This window comes from Duganella sp. CY15W, assembly GCF_009857555.1.
Classification (GTDB): Bacteria; Pseudomonadota; Gammaproteobacteria; order Burkholderiales; family Burkholderiaceae_D; genus Rugamonas; species Rugamonas sacchari.
This window is the reverse complement of the sequence record NZ_WWCQ01000002.1, coordinates 722,871-746,058: the sequence shown is the minus strand read 5'-3', so window position 1 is coordinate 746,058 and position 23,188 is coordinate 722,871. Positions and strand designations below refer to the sequence as shown.

At 60.6% G+C, this 23,188-nt stretch carries 24 protein-coding genes; 11 read left to right on the top strand and 13 right to left on the bottom strand.

The window, feature by feature from the left end; all coding sequences use genetic code 11:
- A complete protein-coding gene (locus GTP58_RS12835) occupies positions 1-954 on the top strand; it encodes a nitronate monooxygenase family protein (protein WP_072782883.1) in 954 nt (317 codons plus the stop codon).
- A gap of 1 nt (position 955) precedes the next feature.
- Here GTP58_RS12835 and GTP58_RS12830 read toward each other — a convergent pair whose 3' ends face one another.
- On the bottom strand, positions 956-2,425 hold the full coding sequence (locus GTP58_RS12830; protein ID WP_161077789.1) for an amidohydrolase family protein: 1,470 nt from the start codon (positions 2,423-2,425) through the stop codon (positions 956-958).
- A gap of 77 nt (positions 2,426-2,502) precedes the next feature.
- Complete coding sequence (locus GTP58_RS12825; protein WP_161077788.1) at positions 2,503-3,594, bottom strand: helix-turn-helix domain-containing protein; 1,092 nt, start codon at positions 3,592-3,594, stop codon at positions 2,503-2,505.
- Between the two features lie 84 nt (positions 3,595-3,678).
- Between GTP58_RS12825 and GTP58_RS12820 the strand changes: the two genes are divergently transcribed.
- Complete coding sequence (locus tag GTP58_RS12820) at positions 3,679-4,869, top strand: tetratricopeptide repeat protein (protein WP_161077787.1); 1,191 nt, start codon at positions 3,679-3,681, stop codon at positions 4,867-4,869.
- Here GTP58_RS12820 and GTP58_RS12815 read toward each other — a convergent pair.
- Entirely contained in the window at positions 4,841-5,749 is a 909-nt protein-coding gene (locus GTP58_RS12815) for a LysR family transcriptional regulator (protein ID WP_229215590.1), read from the bottom strand. The two genes, GTP58_RS12820 and GTP58_RS12815, sit on opposite strands and share 29 nt — an antisense overlap.
- A 94-nt stretch (positions 5,750-5,843) precedes the next feature.
- Between GTP58_RS12815 and GTP58_RS12810 the strand changes: the two genes are divergently transcribed.
- Entirely contained in the window at positions 5,844-6,824 is a 981-nt protein-coding gene (locus GTP58_RS12810; protein WP_161077786.1) for an NAD(P)-dependent alcohol dehydrogenase, read from the top strand.
- Here the strand turns inward: GTP58_RS12810 and GTP58_RS12805 are convergent.
- Genes GTP58_RS12805 through GTP58_RS12765 form a run of 9 tightly spaced genes read right to left on the bottom strand, consistent with a single transcriptional unit; the run spans position 6,808 to position 15,935 of the window.
- Complete coding sequence (locus GTP58_RS12805) at positions 6,808-7,377, bottom strand: hypoxanthine-guanine phosphoribosyltransferase (RefSeq protein ID WP_072782863.1); 570 nt, start codon at positions 7,375-7,377, stop codon at positions 6,808-6,810. The two genes, GTP58_RS12810 and GTP58_RS12805, sit on opposite strands and share 17 nt — an antisense overlap.
- Before the next feature lie 46 nt (positions 7,378-7,423).
- Positions 7,424-8,677 carry a phenylacetate--CoA ligase family protein gene (locus GTP58_RS12800; protein ID WP_161077785.1) on the bottom strand — a complete coding sequence of 418 codons (1,254 nt, stop codon included), beginning with the start codon at positions 8,675-8,677 and terminating at the stop codon, positions 7,424-7,426.
- Between the two features lie 2 nt (positions 8,678-8,679).
- Complete coding sequence (locus GTP58_RS12795; RefSeq protein ID WP_161077784.1) at positions 8,680-9,030, bottom strand: MmcQ/YjbR family DNA-binding protein; 351 nt, start codon at positions 9,028-9,030, stop codon at positions 8,680-8,682.
- An 8-nt stretch (positions 9,031-9,038) separates the two neighbouring features.
- Complete coding sequence (locus GTP58_RS12790; protein WP_161078137.1) at positions 9,039-9,878, bottom strand: ABC transporter ATP-binding protein; 840 nt, start codon at positions 9,876-9,878, stop codon at positions 9,039-9,041.
- Positions 9,878-11,182: an ABC transporter substrate-binding protein gene (locus tag GTP58_RS12785; protein ID WP_072782851.1), complete on the bottom strand. Its 1,305-nt coding sequence runs from the start codon at positions 11,180-11,182 to the stop codon at positions 9,878-9,880. The genes GTP58_RS12790 and GTP58_RS12785 overlap by 1 nt, the downstream gene beginning before the upstream one ends.
- Positions 11,183-11,206: 24 nt before the next feature.
- On the bottom strand, positions 11,207-12,265 hold the full coding sequence (locus GTP58_RS12780) for a branched-chain amino acid ABC transporter permease (RefSeq protein WP_072782848.1): 1,059 nt from the start codon (positions 12,263-12,265) through the stop codon (positions 11,207-11,209).
- 12 nt (positions 12,266-12,277) lie between these two features.
- Positions 12,278-13,174, bottom strand: coding sequence for a branched-chain amino acid ABC transporter permease (locus GTP58_RS12775; RefSeq protein WP_208861872.1), 897 nt, complete (start codon positions 13,172-13,174; stop codon positions 12,278-12,280).
- Positions 13,175-13,179: 5 nt separating this feature from the next.
- The gene (locus GTP58_RS12770; protein WP_229215555.1) at positions 13,180-14,010 is read right to left on the bottom strand and encodes an ABC transporter ATP-binding protein; all 831 of its coding nucleotides are present in this window, start codon (positions 14,008-14,010) and stop codon (positions 13,180-13,182) included.
- 14 nt (positions 14,011-14,024) lie between these two features.
- Positions 14,025-15,935 carry an AMP-binding protein gene (locus tag GTP58_RS12765; protein WP_202413716.1) on the bottom strand — a complete coding sequence of 637 codons (1,911 nt, stop codon included), beginning with the start codon at positions 15,933-15,935 and terminating at the stop codon, positions 14,025-14,027.
- A gap of 145 nt (positions 15,936-16,080) precedes the next feature.
- Between GTP58_RS12765 and GTP58_RS12760 the strand changes: the two genes are divergently transcribed.
- The 7 genes from GTP58_RS12760 to GTP58_RS12730 all read left to right on the top strand — a co-directional run bounded on the left by GTP58_RS12760 (position 16,081) and on the right by GTP58_RS12730 (position 21,957).
- Positions 16,081-16,770, top strand: a complete 690-nt coding sequence (locus tag GTP58_RS12760) for a Crp/Fnr family transcriptional regulator (protein ID WP_072782839.1) — start codon at positions 16,081-16,083, stop codon at positions 16,768-16,770.
- Positions 16,771-17,088: 318 nt separating this feature from the next.
- Entirely contained in the window at positions 17,089-18,903 is a 1,815-nt protein-coding gene (locus tag GTP58_RS12755) for an aminopeptidase P family protein (protein WP_161077782.1), read from the top strand.
- Positions 18,900-19,151 (top strand): hypothetical protein, encoded by a 252-nt coding sequence (locus tag GTP58_RS12750; protein WP_072782833.1) that lies wholly within the window; start codon positions 18,900-18,902, stop codon positions 19,149-19,151. Before GTP58_RS12755 ends, GTP58_RS12750 begins: the two co-directional genes overlap by 4 nt.
- A gap of 17 nt (positions 19,152-19,168) precedes the next feature.
- Complete coding sequence (locus GTP58_RS12745; RefSeq protein WP_072782830.1) at positions 19,169-19,915, top strand: MgtC/SapB family protein; 747 nt, start codon at positions 19,169-19,171, stop codon at positions 19,913-19,915.
- An 11-nt stretch (positions 19,916-19,926) separates the two neighbouring features.
- Positions 19,927-20,538, top strand: a complete 612-nt coding sequence (locus GTP58_RS12740; protein ID WP_161077781.1) for a DUF924 family protein — start codon at positions 19,927-19,929, stop codon at positions 20,536-20,538.
- The gene (locus GTP58_RS12735) at positions 20,538-21,362 is read left to right on the top strand and encodes a Rossmann-like and DUF2520 domain-containing protein (RefSeq protein ID WP_161077780.1); all 825 of its coding nucleotides are present in this window, start codon (positions 20,538-20,540) and stop codon (positions 21,360-21,362) included. Before GTP58_RS12740 ends, GTP58_RS12735 begins: the two co-directional genes overlap by 1 nt.
- 232 nt (positions 21,363-21,594) lie before the next feature.
- Positions 21,595-21,957, top strand: a complete 363-nt coding sequence (locus tag GTP58_RS12730; protein WP_072782820.1) for a hypothetical protein — start codon at positions 21,595-21,597, stop codon at positions 21,955-21,957.
- Here the strand turns inward: GTP58_RS12730 and GTP58_RS12725 are convergent.
- Positions 21,954-22,535 carry a molybdopterin-dependent oxidoreductase gene (locus GTP58_RS12725; protein ID WP_161077779.1) on the bottom strand — a complete coding sequence of 194 codons (582 nt, stop codon included), beginning with the start codon at positions 22,533-22,535 and terminating at the stop codon, positions 21,954-21,956. The two genes, GTP58_RS12730 and GTP58_RS12725, sit on opposite strands and share 4 nt — an antisense overlap.
- A 42-nt stretch (positions 22,536-22,577) precedes the next feature.
- Here GTP58_RS12725 and GTP58_RS12720 point away from each other — a divergent pair, with 42 nt between their 5' ends.
- Positions 22,578-23,174 carry an alpha-ketoglutarate-dependent dioxygenase AlkB gene (locus GTP58_RS12720; RefSeq protein ID WP_161077778.1) on the top strand — a complete coding sequence of 199 codons (597 nt, stop codon included), beginning with the start codon at positions 22,578-22,580 and terminating at the stop codon, positions 23,172-23,174.
- The last annotated feature ends 14 nt before the right edge of the window (positions 23,175-23,188 follow it).

Below are 23,188 nucleotides of genomic sequence, written 5' to 3'. Positions count from 1 at the left end.
ATGACCCTGCCTGCAGTCTTGCAAAACCTCACCCTTCCTGTCATCGCTTCCCCGATGTTCATTGCCAGCGGCCCTGCGCTGGTGGCGGCACAGTGCAAGGCCGGCATCGTCGGCTCCTTCCCGGCGTTGAATGCGCGCCCGGCCGAGTTGCTGGATGTGTGGCTGACGGATCTGCAAAAAGAGCTGGCCGAATTCCAGGCCGCCAATCCGGACAAGCGCGTCGGCCCGATCGCCGTCAACCAGATCGTGCACCAGTCCAATGACCGCCTCGCCCATGACGTGGAAGTGTGCGTGAAGCATCAAATTCCTATCATCATCTCCTCGCTGCGCGCGCCGCCGAAAGAGATGCTGGACGCCATCCACAGCTACGGCGGCATCGTGCTGCATGACATCGTCTCGATTCGTCACGCTGAAAAAGCGCTGGAAGCGGGCGTCGATGGCCTGATTTTGGTGGCCAGCGGGGCTGGCGGCCACGCCGGTACGCTGTCGCCATTTGCGCTGGTCGGCGAAGTGCGCAAGTTCTTCAAAGGCCCGATTGCGCTGTCCGGCTCCATCGCCACCGGCGATGCGATTCTGGCGGCCCAGGCCATGGGCGCGGACTTTGCGTATATCGGTTCGCGCTGGCTGGCGACCAAGGAATCGAATGTCAGTGACGGCTACCGCGAGGCGATTGTCGAATCGACCGCTGCGGACATCATTTACTCCAACCTGTTCACCGGCGTTCACGGTAATTACCTGAAGAAGTCGATTGTTGCCGCTGGCCTGGACCCGGATGCATTGCCAACCGCAGACAAGACCGCGATGAACTTCGGTTCCAGCAGCGCCAAAGCCTGGCGCGACATCTGGGGCGCCGGCCAGGGCGTCGGCCTGATGGACGATATCCCATCGGCTGGCGAAATGGTCGAACGCCTCAAGCGCGAGTACGACGCTGCCCGCGCCCGTCTGGCACTGTAATTCAATCGCCGGCGGCCAGGCTGTCGCGCGCTGCCGGTTTTCCCCGCACCCACACTGTGTCGACGCTGTCGTAGGCACGGATGTCCTGCAACGGTGAGTTTTTCATCAGCACCAGATTGGCCAGCTTGCCCGGCTCGATGCTGCCGACGTCGGCCTCCAGATGGAAGGCGCGGGCGTTGTTGATGGTGGCCGCCTTGAACAGTTGCGCCAGCGTCAGACCGGCGTTGTGCAGGTTTTGCATCTCCAGATAACCGTTCAGCCCCGGTACATTGCCGTAGGTCGGCGAGGAGGGCGTGTCCGTGCCAAACAGGAAGTTCGCGTCCTTGCTCGCTAAATAGGCAACCACCTGGCGCTGGCGGCGCAGCGGCGCTTCCAGTCCCTTGCGCACGGCCTCGTCGCTTTCTTCCGGCTCGGCGATTTCCTCTTTGAACCAGTTGCCTTCGGGCGTCTTCAGCCATGCCAGCATGGCAGGCGGCAAGAGTTTGGCCAGTGCCGGCGTGTTCAGATACTCCGGATCGACATAGGCACGCAGGCCGTACAGGACCTGCATGGTTGCCTGGTAGCCGATTTTGCGCGCCACAATTGTGTCCAGCAGCTGTTTAACCGGTTCCGGCAATTCGGCCGACTGGTCCAGTTCGCCCCAGTGCCACATGCCGTGCGCCAGGACATCCACGTCTCCGTTGACGGCAAAGGTTTGCGCTTCCAGTGAATTGCCGTGGGTGACCAGCACCAGCTGATCCTTGCTGGCCTGTTCGCGCACTTCGGCATAGGTCGCGGCGCTCATGACCGGCAGGTTGCGCTGGCCGCCGAAGCCCCGCTCGAAGTGGGTTTTGACGCAGATGGCGCCGTCGGCCTTGACGCGCGCCACGCCCTTGGCTGGCGTGTAGTCCTCCGGTTTGTATTCGGCCGGGATGAGATCTTTCTGCGCCGGGTCGTAGATGAAGTTGGCAAACATCTTGAAGCGGATTGCCGGCGGCGCAAATGACATTGGATAGCCGTTGGCATAGACCAGCGGGGCGCCGCAGTCCTGTATGTCCGGGTGTTGTGGCATGGCTTTGACGCGGTTAATGAATTCCCGGCTGCCAGCGGCAAGGTCGATCACAGTGGTATAGCCGTAGTAGAGGTAAGACTGCGGCATTTGCGCGAAGTAGGCGTCAGCCATGGCTTGCATGCGTTCGGACTGCTGGAAGCTCATGCCGGGCACGGAAATCAGATGAACGTGGGAGTCGATCAGGCCGGGTGTGAGGTAATAGCCATGGCCATCGACGCGGCGCGCACCGGCCGGCGGCTTGTGGTTGGCGCCGCGTTCCACGCGGACGATGCGCTCGCCGTCAATCAGCACGCTGCCGGTTTCAATGCGGTCCAGCTTTTCCGGCGAGACCAGCTTGACGTTGGTGAGCCAGGTTTGCGGCGCGGCGACGGCCTGGATGGCGAACAGGGACAAGCTGGTGAAGATCGTTGCATATTTCATACTGGGCTCCTTGTTGTGATGGCCCAGTGTGATGGCGCGGCTGCGGGTTTGCGTCGCAAATGATGATCTGGCACGCGCTACGCGGCCTGGTTGCGGAATTCTCCGGGTGTCAGGCCAGTGGATTTTTTAAATGCCCGGTTCATCGCGCTTTTGCTGTTAAATCCTGCAATCATCGCCAGGTCCAGAATGCTGGTGCTGGCTTGCTGAGGATCGTGCAGGGCGGTCTTGAGCGCTTCAATCCGGTAGCGATTCAGGAAATCCGCGAAATTGGCACCGCAGTGCTGGTTGATAAGCTGTGACAGCTCGTGCGGCGTCATGGCCACCTGAGCTGCCAGGTCTTCGAGCTTCAGTTCACCGTTACGGTAGGGCTGATCCTGTTCCATGCAAGTCGTCAGGCGCGCGAGGAAGGCGTCACGCTCCGCTGTTGACAGCTGCTTGTCAGCGTAGCGAGGCTTTGGCGGCGGCAGCGTTTGTGGACGGTAGCCCAGCGGTAGCCGCATGGCGGTATAGGCGGTAGCAAACACGAACAGGATCAGCGCGCCGCCATCGACCGCTTCGATGGCGCCCGGTCGTTCGACATTGATGGCTGCCATGGCCACCGCTACCACGCTGAGCGCCGCGCTGAACAGCCAGACGCGCATCAGACGGCGCAGGTCGTGCACCAGGTCCGAGCCGGCGGGCACACGCTGGATCAGCTGGTAACTCGCGCGTAAATACACCATCAGTATCAGCAGCTTGGCCACGGCAGCGAGCGCCAGATACCAGGGCCAGCCATCCCAGGCGCGCATCCAGGCCAGTTTTTCTTCCGCGCTACGCAGATAGAAGGGCACCATTGCCAGCGTGGCGACCCCGAACGGAACAAAATGCAGCAGTGCGCGGCGGCCCAGCGGCTGGTCGGACAGCATCGCATGCAGATAAAGATACAGCAGCGGCCCCACCGCCAGCCCCAGCGTGACAATCGCCAGCGCGCTATGCGGATAGTCGCGGTACAGATGGTTCAGTCCCAGCCATGCATGGCCGATGATTGCTGAAAAAATCAGCAGCAGCGCGGACAGCAGCCGATTGGCCTTGCGCATTTCCGATTGGCGCGGGGTCAGCAGCGCTGCACTGAGGCAGAGTGCCTGGGCAATGGCGGCCAAAAACAGCCAGGAGAGAATGGAAGTCAGCATGGTGCAAATCCTGCCATCATCCCCTGCCCAAGGCAATTGCCTTTCAGATAATATGTGGTATCTGAAAACACAGGACGGGCAGAAATGAAAAAGATGGTTGCGCTGATGCTGGCGCTGGCATGCACGGTATGCAGCGCGCAAGGATATATCCCGATCACTGCGGAAGCAAAAGCGTTGATCGATCAAGGGCATCTGTTCCAGACGCAGGGCAAGTACAAGGAAGCGTTCGACAAATTTTCCGATGCCGCCAAGGCTGATCCATCGTCATCGCTGCCACTGTCCAGCCTTGCCTCCCTGTTGATGGGCATGTCCGAGCTCATGAAGGGCGGTGATGTGGCCAAGGTGCGCGAGCAGGCAGAGGCGGCGGCACAGCAGGCCTTGCAAAAACATCCCAACGATCCGATCGCGCTGGAGGTCCTGCGCGGCCTGACGGACGGCAAGCCCCTGCCTTTGCACCAGCCGAATGCCGAAGCCGCTGCGGCCTTGCACGAAGGAGAGCTGCTGTTCAATCAGCGCAAACTGGACGAGGCGCGGGTGCAGTACGAGCGCGCGGCTGCGCTGGACCCGAGATACTCCACCGCATGGATTTATGCCGGCGACTGCTTCTACTTCCAGAAAAACTACACCGAGGCGGAGAACCGTTTCCGTAAAGGCGTGGAAGTGGAACCGCTGAATTCCCAGGGCTGGCGCTTCCTGGCCGATGCGCTGGTGGCGCAGGAAAAAATCGGCCTGGCGGAAGGCGCGCTGATGAGCGGCATTGCCGCGCAACCGAGCCAGTTGCCGAACTGGGTCAAGCTCAACCAGCTGCGCACGGGCAGCGGTTTTCCGCTGGCGCCGTTGAACCTGGTGCGCAAGGCGAAGGGCGAACTGGATACGAACACGAAAACGCTGAACCTCTCGATCGATCCGTCGCTCAAGTCGCTGGACCCGCACACGCAACCGGACGCCGTACTGTGGCTGGCGCTGGCGACCCAGCAGGCGATCGAAGACAAGGCCGGACGCGAAGGCAAGGCCAGCGCCACACCGTTTGCCACCGAGGCGGCTGCGTGGCGCACGGCGCTGGCGGCGTCAGGGGAAGCGTCGGCAAAGGGCGGCGGCGAGCTGCAAGACCCAGCGCTCAAGACCATGCAGATGCTGGCCAGGGCCGATCAGCTGGAAGCAGCGCTGCTGCTGTTGCAGTACAAGGAATCGTGGCGCGCCGAGTTTGAGACGTGGAAGACCGCGCATCCGGACGGTATCCGGCGCTTCATCGATACGTATCAGGTGCGGCCGTAAGCAGATAGTCGATCAAGGCCCGTACCTTGAGGGCGACATGGCGGCCCGGCGTGTACACCGCATGGACGCTGCCGGTGTAGGGTTCATCGAACTCCCAGTCGGGCAGCACCTGTTGCAAGCGGCCTGCCGCCAGCGCAGCGGCGGCCGCAAAATCCGGTACCAGGCCTATCGCGCCGCCAGATTCCGCCAGCGCGACGATGGCTGCGCTGTTGTTGATGGTGAGCCGTGACGCCACCGTCACTGCAGCGCATTCCTGGCCACGCCGCAGCGTCCAGTCAGGACCAAAACGGCCGTAGCCGAGGTAGCAGCAGCGATGCGCTGGCAGATCGCCCGGTGCTGCAGGCTCGCCGTGCTGCCGGATATAGGCCGGCGACGCCACCAGCACATAACGCATCGCACACAAAGGCCGCGCCGCGAGGCCGGGCGCCAGCTCACGCGCGATGCGGATGGCGAGATCGACGCCGTCTTCGGCCAGGTCCACGGTACGGTCGATGAGGGTGAGACGTACATCCACTTCGGGATACAGGTCGATAAAGCCGGGCAGGCGCGGCGCCAGCCAGTTCTGGCCAAACACGATCGGCGCGCTGACGCGGATCACGCCATTTGGCCGCGCGCTGTAGCTGCCGGCCATGGCGTGCACTTCGCGTGCGGTGCTCAGCATCCGCGCGCACGCCGCATGGACCTGCTGACCCAGTTCCGTCAATGACAAGGCACGCGTGGTGCGCAACAGCAGGCGTCCGCCGAGATGCGCCTCCAGCCGCGCCACATGGCGGCTCACCGCAGAGGTGGTGATGTCCAAATGCCGTGCCGCCGCCGAAAAGCCGCCGCTGTCCACCACCTGCGCAAAGATCGCCATTTCCTTCAGCATGTCCACTGCCATCTCCTTCGTTGCGCTCAGGTTAACAAGCCTTTGCATTTTAAGCGGATTGTGGATTTCTTGGCACAGATCGATACTGGGATTTTCAGGAGGACCTATGGATTACACCGTTTTTCGTACCGATGGCCAGGGTGGCTTGCGCCGTGAACAGGTCAGCGCCGCACCGTTGCCGCCCGATGGCGTGCGTGTCGCCGTGCGCGCTGTTGGGCTGAATTTCCGCGACAGCTACGTGATCCGCGGTAACCGCTATCGCGCACCGCTGAAAGACGCCATTCCCATGACCGACGCCGCCGGCGTGGTGGCGGCAGTGGGCAGCGCGGTCACGCGCTTCAAGGTGGGCGACCGCGTTTGCTCGACGGTGCTGCCGAACTGGATAGACGGTCCGCTGAGCGCACACGGCATGGCGCGTTCCACCGCCGTGCTGGCCGAATACTTCGATGCAGGAGAAAACGATCTGGTGGCCGCGCCGCCGCATCTGAGCGATGAAGAAGCGGCCACGCTGCCCGTCGCCGCACTGACGGCATGGCATGCCGTCGCCGAGCTGGGCGTGCTGGGCGAGGGCGATACGGTGGTGGTGCAAACCACCGGCGGCGTTGCCGTGTTTGCGATGCAGTTTGCCGCTGCGATGGGCGCGCGCGTGATTGCTGTCTCACGCTCGGAAGAAAAGCTGCGCCGCAGCGGCGCCTGGGCCACCATCAATACCGAGGTCTATCCCGAATGGGACCAGCAAGTGCTGGCGCTCACCCAGGGCGAAGGTGCGCGGCTGGTGCTGGACATGGGGCTGAACGATTCGCTGCGCCGTTCGGCGCGCGCGGCGGCGTATGAAGGGACGGTTGCCATCATCGGCGTGGTGCAGGAGCAGACCAACCCGCTCGACATCTACACGGTGATGAACAAGAACCTCAATGTGCGCGGTGTGGAAACCGGTTCACGCGCCATGTTTGAACGCATGAACCGCTTCATGGCGCAGCACAATCTGCATCCGCACATCGATGCGGTGTACGACGATGTGGATGCGGGGCTGGACCGTCTTGCGTCCAGCCCTTATGGCAAGGTGGTGCTCAGCCTTCGGTATTGATGGCCCACAGGCCTGGCAGGTTGCGCCAGTAGCCGTAAGCATCCATGCCGAAACCAACGACGAAGCGGTTGGGAATCGTGATGCCGACGATGTCCGCTTTCACGGGCTTGGTCTTGCCGATGGCTTTGTCCGCAAACACGGCCAGGATGACTTCCTTGGCGCCCATGTCCAGCAGGCGTTGTTTGACGTGGGCCAGCGTTTCGCCCTCGTCCAGGATATCGTCCAGCACGATGACGGTGCGGCCGCTGACGTTCGAGCGCGGCACGACCTTCCACACGACTTCACCACCTTTATCTTCGTCGCCGTAGCGGCTGACGTGGATGTAGTCGAATTCGAGCGGGAAGGTCAGCTGCGGAAGCAGGTTGCCGGTGAAGACCACGGCGCCACCCATCACGCCCAGCACCAGCGGGAACTCTTCGCTGTCCGGATGATTGAAGCGGGTGTTCAGCGTGTCGGCCATCGCGGTGACGGCGTTGTCGACGTCCTGCTTGGTGTAGAGTTCTTCGGCGCTCTTCATCAGGGAGCGGGCGCGGTTGTGGTGGAAGTCTTGCATGATATTTTTGTTAAAAACTAACGTGAAGACCGCTATTATCCCTCAATTACCGGTAGTCGCGCACGTCCGCAATCACCTTGCCGTCGTTGGGCAGGCTGCCTACCGGGACAAACTCCACCTCACCGCGCAACTTGGTCAGCTTGCGGATGGATTCAATGATGGCGTCGTTGCTGGCGCTGGCGGGATCGGCGACCTCGCAATGCAGCGTCATTGCCTCTTGTGCAACCTGGCCTGATACCACAAGGCGCGCTTTAAGAATCTCCGGATGGCGGCGGGCGATGTCGTGTACTTGCGACGGATGGACGAACATGCCGCGCACTTTGGTGGTCTGGTCGGCGCGCCCCAGCCAGCCTTTGATGCGCGTGTTGGTGCGGCCGCCCGGTGAAGATGGTGTATCCGTCAATATTGCCGACAGATCGCCGGTGGCAAAACGGATCAGCGGATAGTCGGGATTGAACACGGTGAGCACCACTTCACCCACTTCGCCCGCAGGTACGGGCTCGCCGCTGCCGGGGCGGACGATTTCCAGGATCACCTCCTCGTCCAGCACCATGCCGGGATCGCGCACATCGCCGGTGCGGGTTTCATACGCGATGCTGCCGATATCGGCGGAGGCATACGCTTGCAGAACGCATGGCACACCGTGGTCGGCAAACCACGCGCGCAGCGATTCCGGCAGCGCTTCCGCACTGACCAGGGCGCGCTTGATGCTGCTGACATCCGCGTCCATCTCCTGCGCTTTTTCGATAATGATTTTCAAAAAGGACGGCGTGCCAACGTAGGTGTCGGGCCGCAGTGTGCTGATGGCCTGCACCTGCATCTCCGTCTGGCCGCTGCCGGCCGGGATCAGGGCGCAGCCCAGCCGTGCGGCGCCGCCTTCGACCATGAAAGCGGCAGGTGTGAAGTGATAGGAAAAGCAGTTTTGCAGCAAGCCTCCCGCACGTACACCGGCCGCGTACAAGGGCCGCGCGAAACGCCACCAGTCGCCGCTGCGGCCTTCGGGATCGAAGATCGGCCCTGGCGACATATACACGCGCGCCAGCTGGCCTACCGGCGTGGTGTTCAAGCCGCCAAACGGCGTTTGCTGCGATTGCAGTTCATGCAGGTCGGACTTGCGCGTGACGGGCAGCGTGGCCAGTGCCGCACGGCTGTTGATGTCGCTGGCGTTGACGTCCTTGAGAATGCGCGACCATCCTGCTGCGGCTTTGGCACGCGCGATCAGCTGCGGCAGGCGGGCCATCAGTTCGCGTTCACGTTGTTCGGGCGGTCGGGTTTCCAGGCTGTCCAAAGTGTCGGCCATGTTCATGATCCTTGTATTTCGCGTTGCAGCTTTTTAGTCAGTTTGGCGAACACCAGTTCGTAGGAGCGTTGCAGCAGCTCGGCCATTTCGGCATCGCTGACGGCTTTCTTGTCTTCGATGTAGACCCATTTGGCGCGCGCCAGGTACGGTGCGGGAATGATGCCGGGACGGTCGGTGAGTTCCAGGAAGCGGTCGCCATCGACTTTGAAGCTGATGCCGCGATCACTGCCCTCCGCGCCCATCACGGCAAACATTTTTTCGCCGACGGAGAACACCAGGTTGCTCTCCCATTTGATGTCTTCCGTTGCGCCGGGAAGCTTGCGGCAATACGCCTTGGCCTTGTTGAGATTCATTCTGTTCCTTATGCCAGCCAGCGCTTGCGGCGCCGGTAAAATTTCATGTCGCGGAAGCTCTTGCGTCCAGCGCCGGAAACGCCGAGGTAGAACTCCTTCACGTCTTCATTGCAGGCCAGTTCTTCGGCCGCGCCTTCCATCACCACGCGGCCGTTCTCCAGGATGTAGCCGAAGTCCGCATAGCGCAGCGCGATGCTGGTGTTTTGCTCGGCCAGCAGGAAGGAGACGTTTTCCTTGGTATTGAGGTCTTTGACGATGCCAAAGATCTCTTCCACGATTTGCGGCGCAATGCCCATCGACGGTTCATCGAGCAAAATCATGGAAGGCTTGGCCATCAGGGCACGGCCTATGGCGCACATCTGCTGTTCGCCGCCCGAGGTGTAGCCGGCCTGGCTGTTGCGGCGTTCCTTCAGGCGCGGGAAGTAGCGATACACTTTTTCCAGCGATTCCTTGAGCTCCGCACGCGAGTCGTTGCGCGTGTAGGCGCCTGTGAGCAGGTTTTCTTCGATGGTCAGGTGGCCGAAGCAGTGGCGGCCTTCCATCACCTGCGACAGGCCGCGCTTGACCAGTTCATTGGGCGTGAGCTGGTCGATACGTTCTCCCTTGAACTGGACTTCGCCTTTGGTGACGTCGCCCCGTTCACCGCGCAGCAGCGTGGAGATGGTTTTCAGCGTGGTGGATTTGCCTGCGCCATTCGCGCCCAGCAGGGCGACGATTTTGCCCTGCGGGACTTGCAGCGAAACGCCTTTGAGCACCAGGATAACGTGGTCGTAGATAACTTCGACGTTATTCACAGACAGATACGGCGCAGCCGCTGGCGTGGCTGCGGTGCTGGCAGGTGCCGTCATCATTTGAGGCACGCTGGCGTAATTTTCTTCTCTGCCGCGTATGCAGCGGAGCTTTCTTCCAGCAGCTTGCGCGTCAGCGCCTTGTCGCCGACGATCCAGTTTGGCGTGACGGCGTTCCACTTCTTGCCATCCCACTGCTGCACCTTGACGGCGCCGGAACCTTCGTGGTCATCGCAGCTGGTCTTCACGACGGGCAGCATGCCGTAGGCGCCGATGGCTTTCTGGCGCGCTTCGTCCACATTGAGATTCTCCAGGCCCCAGCGCAGCTGTTCGCCTGTCACGCGTTTGCCCTTGCCGAATTTTTCCTGTGCGGTACGCATCGCTTCCACCCACAGTATGGCGGCGCTGACGCCACGCATGTGGTACACGCTGCCGATGCGGGCAGGATCAGCCAGGTTGCCTTTGCCGGCGTCGTAGAGTTTTTTGCGGATCTCGTCCAGCACGGGATAGTTACCTGGCGTGTTGAAGGTCATGGCGCTGTAGCCTTTGGCTGCATCGCCTGTAGGTACGGTATCTTCTTCCGAACCGGCCCACCACACGCCGAGGATTTTCTCGCGTGGGAAGCCGTTGCGCTGTGCGGTCTTGATGGCCACCGCATTCATCGAACCCCAGCCCCACAGGATCACATGGTCAGGACGGGCCTGGCGGATTTGCAGCCACTGCGATTGCTGTTCGCTGCCTGGCGGCGTGACGGGAATCTTGATGAGTTCAAAGCCGTATTGCTTGGACAAGGCTTCCAGCACTGGCAAGGGTTCCTTGCCAAAAGCCGAGTCATGGTAAAGGTGGACGATCTTCTTGCCTTTGAGCTTGTTCATGCCGCCTTCCTTGTCGCCGATGTACTTGATCATGGCGGCAGCCTGGTTCCAGTAGCTGGTAATCAGCGGGAAGACATACGGGAAGACCTTGCCGTTGGCGGCGTCGGAGCGGCCATAGCCTATCATCGTCATCGGGATTTTATCGATGGCCAGACGGTCCAGAACGCCGTAGGCCACGCCCGTGGACAAGGGTTCAACGAGGGTGGCGCCGCCGTTTTTGGTCTTGAGACGTTCGTAACATTCCACGCCGCGTGACGGGTTGTATTCGGTTTCGCACTCTTCCCACGAGATCTTTACGCCATTCACGCCGCCCGATAGGTTCACCAGGTTGAAGTAGTCGATGATGCCGCCGTAAAAGCCGGAACCGCCCGCTGCATAAGGGCCTACGCGGTACGAGGGCAGGGCGACATATTGTTCCGCAGGCTGCGCGATCGCCGCGCCGCTGGCGATGAGTGTGAGTCCGGCTACGATGGATGCAAAGCGTTTCATCTTGTTGTCTCCTCTGGTTTTATATTAGTGAGGGAAAGGCCACAAACGTAACTTCTCTTTACCGATTTGCCACAAGCGCGCCAAGCCATGCGGCTCGACGATGAGGAAAAATATAATCAGCGCGCCGAATACCATGAGTTCCAGGTTGGAGGCGACGCTGGTTGGCAGCGACAGGCTGTGTGCGACCACGTTCAATAGCACTGGCAGCAGCACGATGAAGGCCGCGCCCAGGAAGGAACCAAGCACGGAGCCTACGCCGCCAATGATAATCATGAACAGGATGCGGAATGACAGGTCAAGGTTATACGCTTCCGGCTCCACCGTGCCAAGATAGGCATAGGCATACAGCGCGCCAGCCACACCGCAGTAGAACGAGCTGACGGCAAACGCCAGCAGCTTGGTACGCATCAGGCGAAAACCAATGACTTCCGCAGCGACGTCCATGTCGCGCACCGCCATCCACGAGCGGCCGACGTTGGAGCGGATCATGTTCTTCGCCAGCAGCGCCATGACAGCAACCACGCCCAGCACCAGCAGGTATTTGCGGCCTGGCGTATCGAAAGCGTAGCCGAGGATGACGATAGGCTGGGCGGTAATCACACCGGAGCTGCTGTAGTTGGTCAGGTAGGGGATCTTGGTCAGACACCAGACCACGAAGAACTGCGTAGCCAGCGTTGCGGCGGCCAGATAAAAACCACGGATGCGTAGCGATGGCAGGCCAAACGCGATGCCGACCAGGGCGGCGCTCAAGCCGCCCAGCACAAAGCCCAGCAGCACCGGCAGGCCCGGAATCCGCAGGATGAAGTTATACGAGGCGAAAGCGCCAACCGCCATGAAGGCCGCGGTGCCGAGCGACAGCTGGCCCGCATAGCCGGTCAGGATATTCAGGCCGATGGCCGCCAGTGAAAAAATCAGGAACGGTATCAGGATGGCGGAAAGCGCATACGGCGATGCGGCCAGCGGCACCGCCACAATGGCGAAGACCAGCAGCGCAAGCAGTGCGATGCGGTCCTGCAGAATCGGAAAAATCTGGCCATCGGCCTGATAGCTGGTTTTGAATTGTCCTGCTTCGCGGTAGAGCATCGGCGGCCTCTCTTAAATTCTGCGGATGATTTTTTCGCCGAACAGGCCTTCCGGCCGCACCAGCAGGAACAACAAGGCCAGCACATAAGGGAACCAGCCCTCGATGCCGCCGCCGACCAGCGGGCCGATAAACACTTCAGCCATTTTTTCAGACGCGCCGATAATCAATCCGCCGACGATGGCGCCCGGCATGGAGGTGAAGCCGCCGAGGATCAGCACCGGCAAGGCCTTCAACGCCACAAAGGTCAGCGCGAACTGCACACCATTGCGCGCACCCCACAGCATGCCCGCCACCAGCGCGACCAGGCCCGCCACCGCCCACAGCACGGCCCAGATGCGTTTCAGCGGAATGCCCACGGCCAGTGCGGCCTGGTGATCGTCCGCGACCGCGCGCAATGCACGGCCTACCTTGGTTTTCGAGAACAGCAGGGCCAGCGCGATGACCAGCATGCCGCACACCGCCGCCGCCATGATGTCGAACTGCGAGACGAGGATGTTGTAGTTGTCCATGAGGTACTGCGATGGCACATCTTCTATCGGCAGTTCCAGCTTGCGCACCTGCGCGCCCCACATCAGCTGCGCCAGGCCTTCAATGAAGAAGGCCATGCCGATGGTGGCCATGAATAGCGCGATCTCCGGCTGATTGACGAGTGGCCGCAGCACCACGCGCTCGACGGCAAGGCCGAGCAGTATCATCACGACCATCGTTACCGGCACGGCGACCCACAGCGAAACGCCAAATTTGTCCACCACGCCGACGCAGGTCAGCGCGGCAAAATACACCATCGCACCCTGTGCAAAATTGAATACGCCGGAGGCTTTGTAAATCAGCACAAAGCCAATGGCCACCAAGGCGTACATCACGCCGGACAGCAGGCCGCCGATCAGCACTTCAAAGAAGAAGTTGATGTTCATTAGCACCCCACGCCGAGATAAGCGTTAATCACATCCTGGTTGCTGCGCACCTCGTCCGGCGTGCCGTCGCCGATTTTTTTACCGTAGTCGAGCACTACCACGCGGTCGGAGATATCCATGACCACGCCCATGTCATGCTCGATCAACACGATGGTGGTGCCGAATTGGTCGTTGACGTCGAGGATGAAGCGGCACATATCCTGTTTCTCTTCCACGTTCATGCCGGCCATGGGTTCGTCCAGCAGCAGGATCTCCGGTTCGGCCGCCAGTGCGCGGCCCAGCTCCACGCGCTTTTGCAGGCCGTAGGGCAGGCGGCCTACCGGGGTTTTACGGATCGCCTGTATCTCCAGGAAGTCGATGATTTCCTCGGCCTTGATGCGGTGGGCGATTTCTTCGCGCCGCGCCGGTCCCCAGTACAAGGCCTGCATCAGGAAATTGGATTTCATCTTGAGGTTACGGCCGGTCATGATGTTGTCGAGGACCGTCATGCCCTTGAACAGCGCGATGTTCTGGAAGGTGCGCGCGATGCCGGATTTGGCGGCGGCGTAGCAGTCCATATTCTTGCGTACTTCGCCGCGATAGACGATCTGACCCTGCTGCGGGCGGTACACGCCGTTGATTACGTTGAGCATGGAACTTTTGCCCGCACCGTTCGGACCAATGATGGCGCGGATTTCGTGCTGGCGTACGTCGAAGGAGATGTCGGTCAGCGCCTTCACACCGCCAAAGGACAGCGAGATGTTTTTCAGGTCGAGTATTACCGGCCCGGTCGCGCGGCGGGCGGCGCTGGCGTCGGCGCCGAAGTGGACTTCTGGTTCATTCATCTGCATGTGCGCTTCCTCCGTCATGCGGCTGCCTGCACGGCAGGGTAGGTCTTGCAAGGTTCTATCTTCAGATCCGCCTTGACGACGCCGGTGCGGCCATCTTCAAATTTGACCTGTGTTTCGATGTATTGCGAGGTCTTGCCGCTGTACAGCGCGTCGATCAGCACCGCATATTTCTCGGCGATGAACTTGCGGCGCACTTTGCGGGTGCGCGTCAGTTCGTCGTCGTCGGGGTCCAGTTCCTTGTGCAGTACCAGGTAGCGGTGGATCTGCGTGTCGCCCATTGCGGTTTCTGCGGCCAGGTCAGCATTCACTTGTTCGATGCAGTCCCGCACCAGGCCGTACACGGCGGGATGGGCCGCCAGGTCGGTGTAGCCGGAGTAGGCGATGCTGCGGCGCTCGGCCCAGTTGCCCACTGCTTCCATGTCAATATTGATGAAAGCGCATACCGCATCGCGCTGGTGGCCAAACACCACGGCTTCCTTGATGAAGGGGAAGAATTTGAGCTTGTTTTCGATGTAGTTGGGCGCGAAGATGGCGCCACCGGTCATGCGGCCGACGTCGGCGGCGCGGTCGATGATCTTCAGATGGCCGTCACCATCAAACAGGCCGGCATCGCCGGTGTGAAAATAGCCTTGGGCGTCGATGGCTTCGCTGGTAGCATCCGGGCGTTTGTAGTAACAGTCCATCAACGTCGGCGATTTGACGAGAACTTCGCCGTTTTCGGCCAGTTTGACCTCGACGCCGGGAGCTGGCAAGCCGACGCTATCGAATTTGATCTGGCCGTCCGGTTGCAGGCAGATGTAGGCGCAGGTTTCGGTCGATCCGTAGAATTGCTTCAAATTGACGCCAATTGAGCGATAGAAGCGGAACAGATCAGGGCCGATCGCTGCGCCGGCCGTGTAAGCGACGCGGATGCGTGACATCCCCAGCACGTTTTTTAGCGGGCCGTAGACCAGCATTTTACCGACGGCGTAGCGCAGGCGGTCGCCCAAGGGCACCGGCTGCTTGTCTAAAATTTGAGCACCACAGCGGCGCGCGACAGCCATAAAGTAATGGAACATGCCGCGTTTGATCGCGCCTGCATCTTCCATGCGTATCATTACCGTGGTCAGCATGTTTTCGAACACGCGGGGCGGTGCGAAGTAATAGGTTGGGCCGATTTCGCGCATGTCGGTCATGACGGTTTCACCGGATTCCGGGCAGTTGACGGTGAAACCGGCTGTCATCGCCTGGGCGAAGGAAAATAGGCAGTCGCCCACCCATGCCATCGGCAGGTAAGACAGGATGTCTTCAGCGTCGGTGAGTTTTTCGAAGCCGACGCCGCCGGTGCCGGCCGCCGTCAGTGCGGCGTGGGTCTGGCATACACCTTTGGGCTTGCCGGTGGTGCCGGAGGTGTACAGGATGATGGCGTTGTCGCTGCCTTGGCCTGCGGCGACTGCCGCGTCGAAGAATCCGGGATGGGACTGGTCCCAGGAGCGCCCCAGTTCTTGCAGCTTGGCAAAGGACAGTAGACCTTGCTGCTTGTAGTGACGCATGCCGCGTTCGTCGTCGTAGGCGATATGGCGGATGTGTGGATATAGAGATTGTAATTCAAGCAACTTATCGACTTGCTCCTGGTCTTCGACAATGGCGTAGTGGATTTCAGCGTTTTCCAGCACATAAGCCATGTCGGCTGCGGGAGCGTCCTGGTACAGGGGCACGGGCACGCCGCCCAGGCATTGCGCGGCCAGCATTGCCCAGTACAGGCGCGGACGGTTGTCGCCGATGATGGCCAGATTCATGCCGCGGCCGAAACCAAGGGCGGCCAAACCACAGGCGAGGGCGCGTACTTCGTCGTTGACCTGAGCCCAGCTCCAGCTTTGCCAGATGCCCAGATACTTTTCGCGAAATGCGGGTTTTCCCGGCCTGACCTGGCCGTGCGCGAGCATGCGGCGAGGAAATGTCTCGTATTCTGTTTGCACCAGTTTGTCTCCTGTTGCTGCTTATTTTTGTGTGATGATATTAACGTGCTGCGAGAAGGCGAGTTGTCTTTTCGACGACAATTGACCGACTTTTCTATGGTGCATTGCAAAAATGTCTGATCGAGACCAAATTACTTTGAAGGAAGCGTTGCGTGCCGCGATCTGGGCCAAAGGGTTAACGCCTGAACAAATGGCGCGGGTGGAGGCCGATACGGTTGAAACTTTTGTTCCCAAGGGGGGTTATGTCTGCCGTAAAGGCGATATGGTGGAACACTGGCTGGGGATTATCGACGGCATGATTAAAATGACGAATTTTTCTGCCAGCGGAAAAAGCGTGGCCTTTACCGGTGTGCCACAAGGCGGCTGGTTTGGTGAAGGAACGGTTTTAAAAAATGAAAAACTCAAATATGACGCGATTGCATTACGCGATAGCCGGATCGCCCGCATGCCAGCTGCGACGTTTATGTGGTTGCTGGATAATAGCCTGCCATTTACGCGTTTCCTGCTGATGCAATTAAATGAGCGTCTCGGTCAGTTTATTGGCACGGTTGAGAATGACCGTTTATTAAATCCGGATACACGCGTGGCGCGTTGCCTGGCATCGATGTTTCATTCGCATTTATATCCGGGGCTGGAGAAAATCGTACAAATATCGCAGGAGGAATTGGGACTATTATCCGGCTCGTCCCGCCAGCGTGCGAATCAGGCGTTGCAGCTGTTGGAAAAGGAAGGACTGCTGAGTCTGGATTATGGCGGTATCCGCATCCTGGATCTGGAGGGCTTACGGCGTTATGAGGCTTAGCGCCTTTTTTTGCGCCCAGAACGTGCTAATTATTGGCATGAACTCGCTAATTTTCGGCATAAACTCCCATTGCACGGCGTGGCCGGCCGCAGGCATGAACCGGGATTAGACACTGTCAAATCGATTTATGGCAGACGATGAAATATATTGTTGAGCGATATTTATTCGGACCATGCTGCCGGCTTCAAGAAATTAAAAATATAGCCGGCACCGTTAATACAACAAACCAAGCCACTTCGACATTCTGTAGACACAGACATTTAGCGGAAGATCACACAATCAGAGTATCATAGCGACAAGCTATTTTGAGTTTCTTATATGCATACTCCAGATCCCTCCCAAGTCGTTGAGCGCATCGCGCAGTTGCGGGCGGCAATGCGTCAGCATCAAATCGATGCGCTGATGATTCCATCCGCCGATCCCCATTTGTCTGAATATTTGCCCGAACGCTGGCAAGGGCGCGAATGGGCTTCTGGTTTTACCGGCTCGGTCGGCACCTTAATCATTACGCCGGAATCTGCGGGCGTCTGGACCGATGCCCGTTACTGGACCCAGGCCGAACAGCAATTAAACGGCACCGGTATCCAGCTCATGAAACTGACCTCAGGCGCCAGCGTGCAATATATTGATTGGCTGGCAGCGAATTTGAAATCCGGCCAGACGCTGGCGGTGGATGGCGCCGTACTTGGCCTGGCCATCGCCCGCCTGCTGCAGACCGCGCTGGACGCCAAAGACGTCAAACTGCGCACCGATCTGGACCTGCTGGAGCAGGTCTGGGCTGACCGTCCAGCGCTGCCGGACGCACCGGTTTATGAACACCTGCCGCCTTATGCGTCGAAAAGCCGCAGCGGTAAACTGGCCGATTTGCGCAGCGCGATGCAAGGCGCCGGCGCCAATCGCCACCTGATCTCGACGCTGGACGATATTGCCTATTTGTTCAACTTGCGCGGCGCCGATGTCAATTTCAATCCGATTTTCCTGGCGCACGCGCTGATTACGCCCAGCCGCGCGACGATCTATGTCGCCGATGGCAAGATTGCGCCGGAACTGCGCACTGCGCTGGCGGACGAGGGCGTCGATGTCGCGCCGTACGCATCGGCCGCTGCGGCCCTGGCAGGATTACCTGCCGATACCACGCTGCTGGTCGACCCGCGCCGCATCACCTACGGCACCCGCCAGTGGATACCGGCCAAGGTCAAAGTGCTGGAGGCGATCAATCCGACCACCCTGGCCAAGTCCCGCAAGAGCGAGCAGGACGCCATCCACGTGCGCGCCACCATGGAGCAGGATGGCGCCGCCCTGTGCGAATTCTTCGCCTGGCTGGAACAGACCCTGGCCAACACCGTCCGCGTGCCGCTGACCGAGGTGGAAATCGACAAACAGATCACGGCCGCGCGGGCGCGCCGTCCCGGCTTCATCAGCCCGAGTTTTGCGACCATCGCCGGTTTTGGCCCGAACGGCGCGATCATGCACTATCGCGCCACCGAGGCCCGCCACGCCGTAATCGAAGGCGATGGCCTGCTGCTCATCGACTCCGGCGGCCAGTACCTGGGCGGCACCACCGACATCACGCGCGTGGTGGCCGTCGGCAGCATCACTGATGAACACCGCCGTGATTTCACGCTAGTGCTGAGGGGGATGATCGCCTTGTCCGCCACCCGCTTCCCGCGCGGCGCCAAGTCGCCGATGCTGGATGCCATCGCCCGCGCGCCGCTGTGGGCCGAAGGCATGGACTTTGGCCATGGCACCGGTCACGGCGTCGGCTACTTCCTGAATGTGCACGAAGGCCCGCAATCGATTTCGCCATCAGCCATGCCGGAACCGCAGACTGCGATGGAGCCAGGTATGATTACCTCGATTGAACCTGGCCTCTACCGGCCGGGCCGCTGGGGCATCCGCATCGAGAACCTGGTGCTGAACCGCGCGGCGGGCCAGACCGAATTTGGCGAATTCCTCAACTTTGAAACATTGACACTGTGCCCGATCGACACCCGTTGTATCCTTCCCGCGCTGCTGCGCGATGATGAGCGCCAGTGGCTCAACGATTACCACGCCACGGTGCGCAAGCGCCTGTCACCGCTGCTGTCCGGCGATGCGCTGGCGTGGCTGAAAAACCGAACGGAGACCTTATGAGCGGACGCGCAACCAGAGCTACATCGGCGGTAGACCGCCTGAAACGCCGTAGCGGCAATGATAAATACTCGATGTCGGTCACCGGCAGCGGCCACTTCTTCCTGTCCGATGGCGCCGGCAATCCGCCGCTGTGTGCACCCATGGAGCTGGATGATTTTGTCGCCTTCGTCAACAGCATCGCGCCGGCTGCGCCCAAGCGCCTCAGCAAACTGGATGTCGCCTTCGAAAAGCAGCTCGTCAAAAAATAAGAAAGTAGAGGCTTACCATGCCCGCCATCGAATTCCTGCAGGCCTATTGGTCGCAATCCGAACTGGCCACCAATGCGGTGATTTTGTTGAATTTGCTGGGCGCGCTGCTGCTTGGCCTGCTGGTGGGCTACGAGCGTTCGTATCACGGCCGGGCGGCAGGCATGCGGACCTATGGCCTGGTGTGCATGGCCTCCGCCGCGCTGACGGTGATCGGCGGCTATCCGGGGCACTGGTTTGGCGGCCATGTGTCGACCTATCTGGTGAACTCCGATCCGACCCGCATCGTGCAAGGCATCGTGACCGGTATTGGCTTCCTGGGCGCCGGCGTCATCATGCGTGAAGGCTTTAACATCAGCGGCTTGACCACGGCTGCGTCGATCTGGGCCTCCTCGGTGATCGGCGTGATGGTGGGCGTGGGCTTTTATATGGGCGCCATCGGCCTGGCGATACTGTGCGCCGGCTCGATGATTTTCCTGACCCGGGTGGAAGCCTGGCTGCCGTCGCGCCACGCCATTGCGATCACCATGCGTTTCAAAACTGGCTACAAGCCGCAGGAACCGGCATTGCGCGCGATGGCCCTACAGCGCGGCTATGAAATCGCCGGTGGGTCTATGATGATAGGTAGCGAAAACGGAATGCAGGAATGGCGCTTTGTGGCGATTGCACTCAGCAAGCGCAGTGGTTCGCCGATGTCGGTGCTGTCGGCGGAACTGGTCGACTTCGAAGGCATCCATAGCTTCCAGATTACGCACGCCCGCAACTGACCGATACCTATATGAATGCACAAGCCCAGGCAGTATTTGATTTCTGGTTTCAGCCGGCGCAAGGACAGGCCGCTGACGCGCCACGCCGCGAGTGGTTTCAGAAGGACGAAGCGTTTGACCGCGAGATCGCCCAGCGTTTCGGCGCGCAGATAGAGCAGGCGCTGGAAGGCGGCCTGCATCAATGGGATGCGGAAGGCCCGCAAGCGGCGCTCGCGCGCATCCTGGTGCTGGACCAGTTCTGCCGCAATGTGTACCGCGGCACACCGCTGTCGTTTGCTGGCGACCATCAGGCCCTGCAGGCCGCACTGGACATGATCGATGCCGGTGAGGACAAGGCGCTGCCGCCTTTGCAGCGGGCCTTTGTCTATCTGCCGCTGGAACATGCGGAAAACATGGCGATGCAGGAGCAGTCGGTAGCCTTGTTCATGCGGATGGCGGATGCGGAGCGCAACACGGCTTCCGCCGCCACCAGCCAGGGCATTGCCGGCATGCTGGATTACGCCCAGCGCCACCGCGAAGTGATACGGCGCTTCGGCCGCTTCCCGCATCGTAATGACATACTGGGCCGCGAATCGACACCCGAAGAAGTGGCATTCCTCAAGCAGCCGGGATCGGGATTCTGATGCCTGTTACGTTCAATCTGATCGGCGCCGGCCATGTCGGCCGCGTGCTGGGGCGGCTGCTGGCTGAGCGTGGATATCAGATCCAGCAAGTGCTGACGCGTTCGGCGGCATCGGCGCAGCAGGCAGTGGACTTCATCGGCGCCGGCAGCGTGGCGGCGGATTATGCCCAGCTGCGGTCTGCTGGCGTGCATGTGCTGGCGGTTGGTGACGACCAGATCGTCCCCGCATGCGCAGCGCTGGCGCAGGCCGTAGCGCTCGATGGCAGCATCGTTTTTCATTGCAGCGGCGCGCTGGCCTCGGACCGTTTGCAGCGCGCGCGCGATGCCGGCGCGCTGGTCGCCAGCGTGCATCCGATCCGCAGCTTTGCCGATCCGGCGGCGGTTGCTGCACAATTTGCAGGCACGTTCTGCGGCGTGGAGGGTGATGATGGTGCGCTGGCCGTGCTTACGCCTGCGCTGCAAGCGATCGGCGCGCAAGTGGTGCCGATCAACGCCGAGGCCAAGACGGTGTATCACGCGGCGGCGGTATTTGCGAGTAATTACCTGGTCACCGTGCTGGACGCCGCCTTGCGCGCTTACCAGGCGGCGGGGATTCCAGAACCGGTCGCGCGCCAGCTGGCGCAACCACTGGCAACCGAGTCGATGGCCAATGTATTCCGGCTGGGCGCAGCGCCAGCGCTGAGCGGTCCGATTGCGCGTGGCGATCTTGCCACTGTGGCGCGCCAGCAGCAGGCGGTGTCCGCGTGGGATGCGGCCACGGGAGCGTTGTATGCCGCTCTCGTGCCGCCGACACAAGCGCTGGCGCACCGTAAGCAGCAGAAATAAGCGCTTCTGTGCGTAACTCCTTGCAAATTACTACTTAACAACTATATTTTAAGTAGGTGTAGCCTTTGTGCGGAGTAAGCTGGTTGCAGTTTTATTGGTACGAATTCACAAATAAGTACCGGGATCAGTCGACAAACCTCCGAATTAGCAATAAGCTTGATTCTTAGAATGTTTTCTACAAGAATCAAGCTGCAAGCTTAAACCGGCGCAACTGAATAGTAGGGGTAAGAACATGTTATTTCTGAAAAGTACAACCGTCACCAAAGCGCCTGGAATTTACGACGTCGACGTCGCCGCCAAACCGCCAGGTAAAACCTTCGGCGTGTTTATGGCAACCGATCCGGACAATCCACCGAATGAAGTGCTGGCGCAACTGACCGCGCTGGGCTTCAAGCAAACTTATAGCGGCCCTTACACCCACAAGGACCGCGGCAAAGTGCTGGACCTGCACTTCCAGAAAGCCGGCACCGACCTGTTCGAAGGCTGGAAAACCGAAGAGATGGAAGCCAATATGGCTGCGCTGACTGCCCTGTTCGGCGGCATCGGCATCACCATCACTCCACGTGTCATGAGTCTGGCCGAAGCCTACGCTTAAGCCTGCACTTCAATGTGATAGAGCGCCCAGGGTGCGCCGCCGAAACGTCCCGCCAGCGGGATAGCGGCCAGCTCGGGTACTTTATCCGCGTCGCACAGCGCCCATAACGGGCCGAGTCCGCCCAGCGCCATTGGTGCGCCATCCATCTGGGTGGCGACGATCCAGCGTTGCGCGCGCGCTTGCGCTACCGTCACGGCTGCCGCATAACCATCCACCGCACGCAAAATCAGCTTGCTGTCGTCCTTGAGCTGGGCGCCGGCTGCCTGCACCACGTCCAGCAATAAGGGGCCATGCAGCGTATGCGGTTTGGCGTCGTATTCCAGCGTCGGCTTGATGCTGATGGCCGGCAGGGCCGTCAGCGCGGCATAGTCAAACGCATGTGCCTTGTCGAAGCTGATCTTCTGCTTGGCCATCATCACGTCGCGCGTCGGATCGAGCTTGCCGCGATTGGGTTTGCTGATGGCGCCAGTGATGGTCAGCAGGGTCGGACCGGCGGCGGTGGCTGCGGCACGCGACGGCAAGGCTGCTGCGGACAGGCCGGCCAGTGCAGCCGTACCCAGGAACTGGCGTTTTTTCATGCGAAGTACTCCTGAAATCGTAGTGCCGTTATCATACCGCGCATGGACTTATTTGCCGACGACACCCGCCTCACGCCCATGCCGATTGACGATGGCGAACTGTGGTTCCAGCAGCGCCTGCCGCTGGACCTGGCGCCGGACGAGGTAATGCGTCGTCTGCTGGCCGAAACCGGCTGGCGCGAGGAGGAAATCCAGGTCTGGGGCAAGCTGCACAAGCAGCCGCGCCTGTCGGCCTGGCATGGCGAGGCCAGTTACCGCTACTCGGGCAAAACCTTTCACCCGCAGCCATTCACGGCGCTGCAATTGCATATCAAACAGACGGTCGAACGCGCCACGGGCCGGCGCTTTAACAGCGTGCTGCTCAATTATTACCGCGATGAGCGCGACAGCATGGGCTTCCACGCCGACGACGAGCGCGAACTGGGTCCCGAACCGGCGATTGCGTCGGTCAGCTTTGGCGCACCGCGGACCTTCATCCTCAAACACCGTCACTTGCCGAAGAAAGTGCAGCTGGCGCTTGGCGATGGCTGCCTGTTGCTGATGGCTGGCGCGTTACAAAAGCACTGGCTGCACGGGATTAACAAGGAGCGCACGCCACGCGGGCCGCGCATCAACCTGACCTTCCGCCTGATTTTATAACTCAGGATTGGCAA